This is a genomic window from Pseudoteredinibacter isoporae (genome assembly GCF_011602085.1).
Taxonomy (GTDB): domain Bacteria; phylum Pseudomonadota; class Gammaproteobacteria; order Pseudomonadales; family Cellvibrionaceae; genus Pseudoteredinibacter; species Pseudoteredinibacter isoporae.
Genome location: NZ_JAAONY010000002.1, coordinates 47876 through 59866, shown reverse-complemented (window position 1 = coordinate 59866; position 11991 = coordinate 47876). Strand labels below are relative to the sequence as shown.

Here is an 11991-nt window from a genome sequence, read left to right as displayed (position 1 = left end):
AAGCAAGCCGAAAGTTGCTTGTGAACAGCAAGGAAAAAGTGATTAAGTGATGGGAATGGATAAAGCCATGTGCGCAAAAACTGTTTTCAACCCGGATAATTCGGTCAAGAGGCGCCTGACCAAGTGCCTTCTGGCTTTCAGTTTGCTGTTGCTTCCCTCTATCGTTTGGGCGGTTGGCGGTCCCAAACCGGTTGAGCGTGATTATGTTACGGCGGCGAATGCGCCCGCCTCACAAAGCCCGGAACTGGTTACACAGAAAAACGAAGGCTGTGTCAGTTGCCATACCGAGTCTGACAGTAAAAACATGCACAATAATCCGGCTATTCAGTTGGCTTGCGTAGATTGTCATGGTGGTGATTCCAGTATCGTGCGTCAGCAGGAAAGTCCGGGTGATGAAGCCTATGCGCGTCTGCGCGAACAAGCCCATGTTTTGCCTCGCTACCCGGATCTGTGGAACTACCCAAGCTCCGCGAACCCGGAGCGCACCTATACCTTGCTGAATAAAGAAGCCCCGGAATTTATTCGTTTTATTAACCCGGGTGATTTGCGCGTGGCTCGCGAGTCCTGCGGCGCCTGTCACATGAACATTATTTTGGCGTCCGAACGCAGCTTGCACGCAACCGGCGCCATGCTGTGGGGTGGGGCTTCCTATAACAACGGTATTTTGCCTTTTAAGCAATATCTCTTGGGTGAGTCCTACAGCCGTGAAGGCGAAGCAACCGGCTTGAAAGGGCCTACAGAAGTCACTCCTGAAATGGCGGCCAAAGGTATTGTTGCTGCACTGTATCCACTACCGAATTGGGAAACGGTTCAACCTGGCGATATTTTCCGTGTGTTTGAACGTGGTGGTCGAAACATTACTAACCTGTTTCCAGAAACGGGTATCCCGAATAGCCTGGGATTAATTCAGCGATTGGAAGAGCCGGGGCGCCCGGATTTCCGTCAGTCAAACCGAGGCCCGGGCACCGGTGCGCGTATTTCTGTGCCTCTGATTAATATCCACAAAACCCGATTGAATGACCCGTTCCTGTGGTTTATGGGCACAAATGATCAGCCGGGTGATTATCGTCATTCGGGCTGTACTTCCTGTCACGTGGTCTATGCCAACGACCGTGATCCGAAACACTCCGGCCCTTATGCGAAGTTTGGTCACACGGGTAAGACCCAAACGGTCGATCCGACGATTCCGAAAGATGAGTCTGGCCATCCGCTCACACACCAGTTCAGCCGAGCTGTACCGAGCAGCCAATGCATGATTTGCCACATGCACCAGCCGAATATGTTTATGAATACCTATCTCGGTTACACCATGTGGGATTATGAATCGGATGCGCCGGCCATGTGGCCAGAGGAACAGCAATACCCATCCGAGGCCATGAAGCGCAAAGTTCTGGATCGCAACCCGGAAGGTGCGGCGCCTCGCGGAAAGTGGGCGGACGTAGAATTCCTGAAAGAAGTGTCGTCCCTGAATTCCGAATTGAACGATACCCAGTTTGCTGACTATCACGGTCACGGCTGGAACTTCCGTGCCATCTTCAAGCGCGACCGCAAAGGTAATTTACTGGATGCAGAAAACAATATTGTTTCTGACGAAGATCCGGACAAGTTTAAGAAAGCCGTTCATATGTCGTCCATCCACGCGGACGTCGGTATGCATTGTTCCGACTGCCACTTTTCTCAGGATAACCACGGCAACGGACACATTTATGGTGAGGTTGCGGCCGCTGTTGAGATCGCTTGTATCGACTGTCACGGCAGTGCAGACCGTTATCCGAACTTGTTAACCTCTGGCCCGGCAAAACTGGGTAAGGGTGCAGACCTGTCTGTGTTGCGTAACCCGGACGGGCAACTTCGCTTCGAGTGGATGGATGGCAAGTTGATTCAACGTTCACTGGTGACGCCAGGCTTGGAATGGGAATTGAGTCTGGTTAAAGACAGTGTGAGCAAGGGGCATCCTGGCTATAACGAAAAAGCCGCTCGTGCGAAGTTGATGTCGAAAGATACGACGAAGCAAAACTGGGGCGAAGATGTGCCGGAAGATCAACGTGCACATACCTATGAAAATATGGAGTGCTATACCTGTCACACGGCCTGGACAACAAGTTGTGGTGGTTGTCACTTGCCGATTGAGGCGAACGCCAAAACTGATCGCCATCATTATGAAGGCGGCGAAACGCGAAACTACGCGACTTATAATCCACAGGTTTCCCGTGACCAGATCTTTATGATTGGTAAACGTGAACAGCATAAGGGTGGCAAGTACGCACCGATTCGTTCGACCTCGGCGTTGGTGTTGTCTTCAACCAATTCAAACCGCGAACGCATTTATATTCAGCAGCCCCCTGTGTCGTCCAGTGGCTTCAGCTCACAGGCGATTAATCCGCATTTCCCGCATACGGTGCGTAAAACAGAAACCAAAACCTGCAGTGATTGCCACTTGGCGAACACCGAAGATAATAACGCGATCTTCACCCAGACCTTGGGCGTAGGCACCAAGTTTATTGATTTCGTCGGCCGCTTTGCCTGGGTAGGTGGCGACGGTGAAGTGGTGGGCGTTGAAGTTACCGAGTGGGATGAACCTCAGGCGGTTCGCGGCAGTTATCTGCACAAATACGCCTATCCGGATTGGTATAAAGCCCATCAGGATGCGGGCCAGAAATTGGCGAACGGTTACAAGCACAGTTCCGGTCGCAGTGCCTGTTTGCAAATGCGTGGAGAATACCTCTTTACCGCTGCGGGTAAACAGGGGATGCGCGTGTTTGATATTGCGTCGATCGACAACAAAGGAGTATCGCAGCGAATCATTTCTGCACCATTCAGTCCGCTGGGTCATAATCCGAACGTTCCAAGTAAAAACGCGACTTGTATTTTGATGCCAACCACTCAGCCGGTGGCACCTGCGCGTAATGTGGGTGAGCTGATGCGCGTCACCAATATGGAACAACCCATGCATCCGCTGTATCACTATCTGTTTGTGACTGATTCGGAAGAAGGTTTGATTCTGGTGAACGTCGATACCCTGGCAGACGGCGAGCCACGCAACAACTTTCTGGAACGTGCTTTGACCTGGAATGAGAAAGGCATTCTCAAAGGTGCACGCCATATCAGTATCGGTGGCCATTACCTCTACATCATGGCGGATGCCGGATTAGTTATCGTAGATATCGATCAGCCAATGAGCCCGAAATTGGTTTCGGTTACGCCACTGAACGATGGTCGTGCATCCGCAGTGCAGTTCCGTTATCTGTTTGTTACAGATGCCGACGGCCTAAAAGTCATTGATATTACCGACCCTGAAAAAGCCAGTGTGGTCGCCAATAACACGATTCCGTTGGCCGATGCTCAGAAAGTCTTTATTGCACGTACCTATGCATACGTAGCGGCAGGGCGTGAAGGCTTGGCGATCATCGATATCGAAAAACCCAAAGCGATGAAAGTTGAGCAAATGTTTAATGCGGGTGGCAAGCTGGTGGATTCCCAGGATGTTGTGGTTGCCAGCACCAACGCTTCTTTGTTTGCCTATATTGCCGATGGTGCCGGTGGTATGAAGGTTCTCCAGCTGACTTCTCCGGAGATTCAGCCGAAATTTTATGGTTTTAGTCCGAAACCGAATCCGCACTTGATTGCCCATTATCAAACGGATAAACCTGCATTGGGCTTGTCCCGCGCACTGGAACGTGATCGTGCAGTGGATGAAAGCGGTGGTCAGGTGGCGGTGTTCGGTCGTCGTGGTTCAAGACCATTGAATAAAGAAGAAATCAACAAGCTGTATAAAGACAAATCCGGCAAAGTCTGGACGGTAAAAGACAAAGAAGATTAAGCATGAAAATAAGTATGTTAAGACTGCCCGTATATCTCTTTGGCCTTCTGGTCCTTGGAAGCAGTAGCTCGGTAATGGCTGAGAAAAATACCATTACCGGGCCCCATAAACACATGGGGGTTGCGACCTGCGCTTCCAGTGTTTGCCACGGCAAACCGGCACCGGATGCCAACTCCTATGCCTTGCTTAATGAATATCGCACCTGGAGTCGCGAAGACTTGCACTCCAAGGCCTATAAGATTCTGTTTAATGCCGAATCAAAGCGCATGGCCAAAAACCTTGGTTTGGCCTCGGCGCATACTGCGGATATTTGTCTGGACTGTCATGCGGACAATGTGCCCCAAAGCCAACGCGGCCCCAAGTTTGTTATCCGTGATGGGGTTGGTTGTGAGGCTTGCCACGGCGGCAGTGAAAACTGGTTGGACAGCCATTATAAAAAAGGCGTAACCCATGCCGAGAATTTAAAAGCTGGGATGTACCCCACGGAGTCTCCCAAGCCCAGAGCTGAAATGTGTTTGTCCTGTCATCTTGGTACCAAAGATAAATTTGCCACCCATCGCATCATGGGTGCGGGGCACCCAAGGTTGGCGTTTGAACTGGAAACCTTTACCGCCAACCAACCTGCACACTACGTGGTTGATAAAGATTATCTTGAACGCAAGGGGCAGATTGAATCCGTTACCATGTGGGTTGCTGGCGTTTACTATACCGCGAAACAAACCCTTGAGTTGTACAACAGCCATTTACTGACAGCGAATGGTTTAATTCCGGAACTGTCTTTTTATGACTGTCACGCCTGCCACCATCCAATGGATAAGAAAAACTGGCGGCAGACCAGCATCGAAGTGGGTTTGAAGCCCGGTGACTTGCGCTTGAATGATTCGGCCCTGCAAATGCTGATTGGTATTAGCTTTATTCGCGATCAGGAAGCGGCCCAGGGTTTATTGCAGCTGTCTCGGGGTTTGCATGTGGCTTCACGCAAAGATATTGCAACATTGCGCAATGCGTCCAAGCAATTATTGAATCAACTCGCTGGCATGGAAGATATGCTGCTTAGAAATTACAATCGCAATGAAATCAGCGAATTGCGTAAGCGCATTTTGACCAAAAGTGCAGCTGGACAGTATCGAGATTACACCAGTGCTGAACAGGCTTTCCTTGCTGTGGAAACCTTGACACTCGCCTTGGATCAAAGTGAGCGATACGCGAACTTAATGGACAGCTTTTATGGTTCTTTAGCCAGTGAGTCAGCCTTCCAGCAAACCCGCTTTGCCAGTTTGGCCCAGCGTTTACTCTCAACCATGTACCCTTAGTGAGGTGAGCCAGTGCTTAAAATTGTAGGATGCACCCATACTGGACGGCGGGAGTTAAACGAGGATTCGTTTCTGGCGGATGACGAACTCGGTTTGGCAGCGGTTGCCGATGGCATGGGCGGTTATTCTTCAGGTGAGGTGGCCAGCGCGATTGTGGTATCGACGCTCTGGAATGATCTAAAGGAAGGCAAATCCAATCTTGAGCAGGCCGTTGCGAATGCTCACCTGGAAGTTAAAAAAGGCGTGCTGGAAGGCCGTGGTGGCGCGGGAATGGGTTCCACAGTCGTGGCCGCCAAGTTCGATGGTGCTCGTTTTGACCTGTCCTGGGTGGGAGACAGCCGCGCTTATATCTGGGATGGACACGAGTTAAAGCAGATCAGCCGCGATCATTCCTATGTAGAATCCCTGCTGTCACGGGGAATCATCAGTGCCGAAGACGCAAAAACCCGAAACGACCGAAACCTGGTCACCCAGGCATTGGGAGCTGAGGCGCTGGTTGAATTGGATATTGGCAGCTGTGAAGGGGATCTGTATCAGGGCGAATTGCTGTTGCTTTGCAGTGATGGTCTGAATGATGAATTAGGCGGCTTTGAGATCGCACGCCTGCTGCACGATCATGCTGCAGAAGGTCTGGAAAGCTGCTGTGAGAAGCTGGTGCAGGCCTCTTACGATGCGGGCGGTAAAGACAATATTACCGTCATGCTGGTTGCCAACGACATGCCGGTTCCCGACGCTGCACGTGTTGAATGCCGAATCGTGGAAACCCACAACCTCTCTGGCCACAGTGAATATTTCCCCTTGGACGTACCGAATGATGGCGCGCATATTACCAGCAGTGAAAGCGTTACTGAGGAATTTACCACCACACAAGTCTATGCTGTCAAACCGAAAAGTCAGTTAGACTACGATGCCCTGGAAGATCATGTCGGTAGTGGCACACCGGGATGGCTTATTGGCCTGATTGTCGTGATTTTGTTGCTGGGAGCGGTTGGGCTATTAGTTTATTTGGGTATAATTAGCTTCTGATTAAATAGCCAGAACTGATACCCAGCAAGCTACTCGATGATCGATATCGACGAGTTAACTGGGTGATGTCGCGCAACGTGAAAGCCGCAAAACGCTGAAAAATAAAAAGAGTGATAAGGCGCGACAGGCTGTAGTGTGTAAATGTACGCATTAATGAAGTCTTCATAATGACATCGTAGATTACACGGTTTGTATTGGATGTAAGAGAATAAGTAAAGGTCGAATACGATGGTTGAGTGCACAAGCGACAACTGTAAATTGAAAAACCCTCAAACTGGCGAGCTTCTGTCTCTGGGAGTATCCACCATTCTCGGTCGCAGCGAAGATTGTGACATCGTTCTCAAAAGTGATATTGCCTCCCGCCGGCACGCCTCTATCGAGCTGAAAGCCGGTGATTTGATTCTAAACGATGAAGGCTCCAGCAATGGCACCTTCCTGAATGGCGAAAAATTAAGCGCTCCAACCAGCCTGTTCGATGGTGACATTATCGTTATCGATACCGATACCTTCAGTGTCATTTCACCGAACAAGCGTGAAGCCGAAGCGGATATTCCCTCCGTTTGGTCAGAAGGGGAAGGGTTGGAAAGCGCTTCTCAAACTCAAATCGTTTTTGACGTCGAGCGCTCAGCAGCGGTTTCAGACTACATGGCAGGGCGTATCGAGATTCCACCGCTGGGCGAGGTTCCTCGCCTCGTCGGTTTATCCGATGCCGTGCGCGGTCGTATTTATGAGTTACAAGGTGATCAGAGCACCAATATCTGGCATCTGGGTCGCTCCGAGGAAGTGGATATTGTTATCGATGATGGTAGCGTTTCCGGTAAACATGCCCAATTGGTTAACGACGGTGTGTTGTGGAAAATCGTGAATTGGATGTCCACTAATGGCACCTTTGTGAACGATAAAAAAGGCTTGTCTACCTTTCTGAAATCCGGAGACATTATTCGCCTGGGTTCTGTTGAATTTGCTTTTGAAGCTCGCCTGTCAGGGGGTGCTGCAACCGCGAAACAAGCCCCTCCGGTTTCTTCTGGCGAGTCTTCCTCAAAGACTGGACTGATTATTGGTGTGCTTGCTGTGCTGCTTATTGCAGGTGCTGCTGCCGCCTTCCTGCTCTAAAATGTCTAAAATAGAGCAACAAAAAAGGCCGCATTTGCGGCCTTTTTTGTTGCTCATTGAAATGCTCTGATCAATACGCCAGGTTCGGGCGAATCCACTTTTCCATTTCGTCCTGAGTGATGCCTTTTCGTTCAGCCAGCGACTGCACTTGATCTTCCTGAATTTTGCCTACGTTAAAGTATTTACTTTGCGGGTGGGCAAAATACCAACCTGATACGGAAGCTGCCGGTGTCATGGCAAAGTGGCTGCTCAGTTCCACGCCGATATTTTCCTTGGCTTGCAGTAAGTCGAAGAGGAAAGCTTTTTCACTGTGATCGGGGCAGGCGGGGTAGCCTGGGGCAGGGCGTATGCCCTGATAACGCTCTTTAATCAGCTCTTCATTGCTGAGTTCTTCATCGGCCTGGTAACCCCAGAAATCCTTGCGCACGCGTTGATGCATATGTTCTGCAAAGGCTTCTGCCAGACGATCAGCCAAAGCCTTTACCATAATGGCCGAATAGTCATCACCTTTGGCTTCATATTCCTGAGCAAGTTCTTCAGCGCCAATACCGGCGGTTACACAGAAGCCACCGATATAATCCTGCTTTCCACTGCTCTTGGGTGCAATAAAATCGGCCAGGCTGGTCAGTGGAGGTTCGGCCACATCACGCGTCGCTTTAATGGTCTGCTGGCGTAAAGGATGAATGCAGCCAAGTATTTCACCCTCACCATTACTGAACTCGATGTCTTCATTATTGATCTGGTTTGCGGGCCACAGGCCTATGACGCCTTTTGCTGTCAGGCGCTTATTCTCAACCAGATCTTTCAGCATAGCCTGTGCATCGCTGAATAATGAGCGGGCCGCTTCGCCAACAATTTTATCATCCAGAATAGCGGGGTATTTGCCCGCCAGATCCCAGGAAATAAAGAAAGGGGTCCAATCGATCGTGTCCAGTAATTCTTCCAATGGATAGTCATCAAACACCTGGCTGCCGATAAATTTCGGCTTAACCGGTGTGAAAGAATCCCAATCCAATTCCATTCCGCGGCTTTTACTTTCCTCATAGCTAACGACTTTACCCTGAGGTTTGCGATTTGCCGTACGCTCGCGAACTTTTTCGTACTCGGCCTGAATGTCTTCGATATAGGGAGCCTTGTCTTTTTTGGATAAAAGCTTACTGGCTACGCCAACGGCGCGGGAGGCGTCGGCGACATAAATAACTTGGTCCAGATCAAATTCAGGATCAATTTTAACCGCCGTGTGCGCTTTAGAGGTGGTTGCCCCGCCAATTAACAGAGGCTTTTGAATATTCTGGCGCTGCATTTCTTTGGCCACAGTGACCATTTCATCCAGGGATGGAGTAATCAATCCAGACAAACCGATGATGTCGCAGTTTTCTTCAACTGCCGTTTTCAAAATGTCTTCACAGGGCACCATAACCCCGAGATCGATAACCTCGAAGTTATTGCATTGCAATACAACGCCGACGATATTTTTTCCAATATCGTGCACATCGCCTTTAACGGTGGCCATCAAAATTCGACCGTTACTTTGAGCGCCTTCATCTTTTTCGGCCTCAATATAAGGCTGCAAATAAGCCACCGACTGCTTCATAACCCGGGCGGATTTAACAACTTGAGGCAGAAACATCTTACCCTGGCCAAACAAATCACCGACCACGTTCATGCCATCCATCAAAGGGCCTTCAATCACATCGAGTGGACGGCTGCTTGCCTGGCGAGCTTCTTCGGTGTCTTCTTCAATAAAGTTATTTATGCCTTTAACCAGCGCATGTTCCAAACGCTTTGAAACAGGCCAGTCACGCCATTCGAGGTTTTCTGTCTTGGTACTGGAACTTCCGTCCCCGCGATATTTGTCGGCAATATCCAGCAGGGCCTCGGTGGCGTCTTCATTGCGATTCAGGATGACGTCTTCAACCCGGTCTTTCAATTCAGCAGGAAGATCATCGTAAACCGCAAGCTGACCGGCGTTTACAATGCCCATGTTTAAACCGGCTTTGATCGCGTAGTACAGAAAGACAGAGTGAATGGCTTCTCGTACCGGATTGTTGCCCCGGAAGGAGAAGGACACGTTACTGACGCCGCCTGACACACCGGCGTGCGGAAGGTTTTGGCGAATCCACTGCGCGGCTTCAATAAAATCTACGGCATAGTTGTTGTGTTCTTCGATACCGGTCGCAACCGCAAAAATGTTCGGGTCGAAAATGATGTCTTCGGGTGGGAACCCCACTTTATCAACCAGTACACGATAACTGCGTTCACAGATCTCAATTTTTCTGGCCAGATTGTCAGCCTGACCTTCGGTATCAAAGGCCATGACCACAACTGCAGCGCCGTAACGCATACAGAGTTTTGCCTTGGCAATAAAATCTTCTTCGCCTTCTTTCAAACTGATGGAGTTAACCACCGCTTTACCTTGAATGCATTTCAAACCGGCTTCGATCACTTCCCATTTGGAAGAGTCAACCATGATAGGCACGCGGGCAATGTCAGGCTCACTGGCAATCAGGTTCAAGAACTTCACCATGGCCGCTTCAGCATCGAGCATGCCTTCGTCCATGTTGATGTCAATAATTTGTGCGCCGTTTTCGACCTGCTCCTGAGCCACTTCCAGTGCGGTATCGTAATCTTCTTCAATGATCAGGCGCTTGAATCGAGCCGAGCCGGTGACGTTACAGCGCTCACCAACGTTTACAAACAGTGAATTCTTTTCGATATTGAACGGCTCAAGCCCTGCGAGTCGACAAGCAACATCAAGTTCGGGAATTTTGCGGGCAGGATGCTTGGATACCGCTTCTTCAATGGCTCGAATATGGGCCGGTGTGGTACCACAGCAGCCACCGATGATGTTGACAAAACCACTGGCCGCAAATTCTTCGACGACCTCGGCCATTTCTTCCGGAGTTTCATCGTACTCACCAAATTCATTTGGCAATCCGGCGTTGGGGTGCGCAGATACATAACAGTTGGCCACGCGCGACAGTTCTTTCAGATAGGGACGCAATTCATCCGCACCCAGTGCGCAGTTCAAACCGATAGAGATCGGTTTGGCATGAGCAAGGGAATTGTAAAACGCTTCAGTGGTTTGACCGGACAGGGTTCGGCCAGAGGCATCGGTGATGGTGCCGGAAATCATGATGGGCAGTGACTGGCCAACATCATCAAAATACTCCTGAACCGCAAAAACCGCCGCTTTAGCGTTCAGGGTGTCAAAAATGGTTTCGATCAGAATCAGGTCAACGCCACCGGCCATCAATGCGGAAACGGATTCGCGATAGTTTTCCACCAACTGGTCAAAGGTCACATTCCGTGCGGACGGATCGTTAACATCGGGTGAGATAGAGCAGGTGCGGCTGGTCGGACCAATAACGCCGGCAACATAAAGGGGTCGCTCGGGATTCCGTGCGGTGACGGCGTCGGCGGCTTCGCGAGCCACTTTGGCGGACGCAAGGTTGATCTCGTAAGCCAATTCCTCCATTTGGTAGTCCGCCATGGAGATCTGGGTGGCGTTAAAGGTATTGGTTTCAATGATATCCGCGCCGGCCTCAAGGTAAGCGATGTGGATGTCGCGGATAATGTCCGGCTGCGTTATCGATAAGAGGTCGTTATTACCGGCAATGTCCATATGATAGTCAGCAAAGCGCTCGCCGCGATAATCGGCTTCCTGCAGCTTATAGCCCTGAATCATGGTTCCCATGCCGCCATCGAGCATAAGAATCCTCTGTTCGAGGGCACGGCGTATATCTGGGCGTTGGGTCTGACTCATCTTGCGTTTCCTTAAGACTGCTTATTGGGGCTCTCAGGGCCTTCGCAGCGTATTGTATTACTGTGGCTATGCTATGGCTCATTGACAGAATTCAGGCAAGCCAATGGCGATATTAATATAGTGCGGCATTATACCTATATCAAAATATTTCGATATAGATTTTCGCTTCTAAGCTTATATCGCTTATATCGCTCATTTCATCCTTTGAATCCAGCAAACACAGGTGCAGCCAATGGTTTTTATATTAGCCATCATGATTTAGAATAACCGACCGTGATATTAAGGTATTAGAGCAAGAGCCTGGATTTATGAGTGATACACCCGTAGTAGATGTGGACTTTACACCATCTGCGCAAAGCTATTTAGCCGAACTATTGTCAAAACAGGATTGTGAGGGCATTGGCATTCGCATGTTTGTCTCCAATCCGGGAACTCCCCAGGCTGAAACCTGCATTGCCTATTGTCGCCCTGGTGAAGAGCAGGAGGGCGATATCCCAGTACCTCTTGAGGGTTTCACCGCACATTTTGAAGGGCGTTCAATTCCCTTCCTGGCGGAAGCGAAGGTTGATTACTCGGCGGATAAGATGGGTGGCCAGCTGACTATTCGCGCGCCGAACTCCAAGATGCCGAACGTCAGCGATGACAGCCCTCTGGAAGACAAGATCAACTACATTTTGTACAACGACATCAATCCGGGTCTGGCATCCCATGGTGGCGAGGTGAGTCTGGTTGAGCTGACTGAAGATAAATACGCTGTGCTGCGCTTTGGCGGTGGCTGTCAGGGTTGTGCGTCAGTCGATATGACTCTGAAAGATGGTGTTGAAGCCACGTTGAAAGACAAGCTTCCAGAATTGGCAGGTGTGCGAGACATTACCGACCACAGCGATCGTTCTCAAGCTTATTACTAAGTTATTTCATTGGATCAGTATTAAGTCCATTCAAGAGTCGGGCCT

The 11991-nt window shown here is 50.0% G+C and carries 6 protein-coding genes; 5 read left to right on the top strand and 1 reads right to left on the bottom strand.

Annotated elements, in window-relative coordinates; all coding sequences use genetic code 11:
* The first annotated feature begins 55 nt into the window (after nucleotides 1-55).
* The 4 genes from G8768_RS09005 (at nucleotide 56) to G8768_RS08990 (ending at nucleotide 7272) form a co-directional block, all read left to right on the top strand.
* On the top strand, nucleotides 56-3820 hold the full coding sequence (locus tag G8768_RS09005; protein WP_243749469.1) for an LVIVD repeat-containing protein: 3765 nt from the start codon (nucleotides 56-58) through the stop codon (nucleotides 3818-3820).
* Nucleotides 3821-3822: 2 nt separating this feature from the next.
* Nucleotides 3823-5133, top strand: coding sequence for a multiheme c-type cytochrome (locus tag G8768_RS09000; RefSeq protein WP_166844122.1), 1311 nt, complete (start codon nucleotides 3823-3825; stop codon nucleotides 5131-5133).
* A gap of 12 nt (nucleotides 5134-5145) precedes the next feature.
* Nucleotides 5146-6159: a protein phosphatase 2C domain-containing protein gene (locus G8768_RS08995; RefSeq protein WP_166844119.1), complete on the top strand. Its 1014-nt coding sequence runs from the start codon at nucleotides 5146-5148 to the stop codon at nucleotides 6157-6159.
* Nucleotides 6160-6387: 228 nt separating this feature from the next.
* Nucleotides 6388-7272 carry an FHA domain-containing protein gene (locus G8768_RS08990; protein WP_166844117.1) on the top strand — a complete coding sequence of 295 codons (885 nt, stop codon included), beginning with the start codon at nucleotides 6388-6390 and terminating at the stop codon, nucleotides 7270-7272.
* A gap of 70 nt (nucleotides 7273-7342) precedes the next feature.
* Here the strand turns inward: G8768_RS08990 and metH are convergent, their stop codons facing one another.
* Entirely contained in the window at nucleotides 7343-11038 is a 3696-nt protein-coding gene (metH, locus tag G8768_RS08985) for a methionine synthase (RefSeq protein ID WP_166844115.1), read from the bottom strand.
* 308 nt (nucleotides 11039-11346) lie between these two features.
* Between metH and nfuA the strand changes: the two genes are divergently transcribed.
* Nucleotides 11347-11946: a Fe-S biogenesis protein NfuA gene (nfuA, locus tag G8768_RS08980; RefSeq protein ID WP_166844113.1), complete on the top strand. Its 600-nt coding sequence runs from the start codon at nucleotides 11347-11349 to the stop codon at nucleotides 11944-11946.
* Nucleotides 11947-11991 lie beyond the last annotated feature (45 nt).

Coding starts and splice junctions, on each gene's coding strand:
- G8768_RS09000 (WP_166844122.1), top strand. CDS start 3,823: ATGAAAATAAGTATGTTAAGACTGCCCGTATATCTCTTTGGCCTTCTG.
- nfuA (WP_166844113.1), top strand. CDS start 11,347: ATGAGTGATACACCCGTAGTAGATGTGGACTTTACACCATCTGCGCAA.
- G8768_RS09005 (WP_243749469.1), top strand. CDS start 56: ATGGATAAAGCCATGTGCGCAAAAACTGTTTTCAACCCGGATAATTCG.
- G8768_RS08990 (WP_166844117.1), top strand. CDS start 6,388: ATGGTTGAGTGCACAAGCGACAACTGTAAATTGAAAAACCCTCAAACT.
- metH (WP_166844115.1), bottom strand. CDS start 11,038: ATGAGTCAGACCCAACGCCCAGATATACGCCGTGCCCTCGAACAGAGG.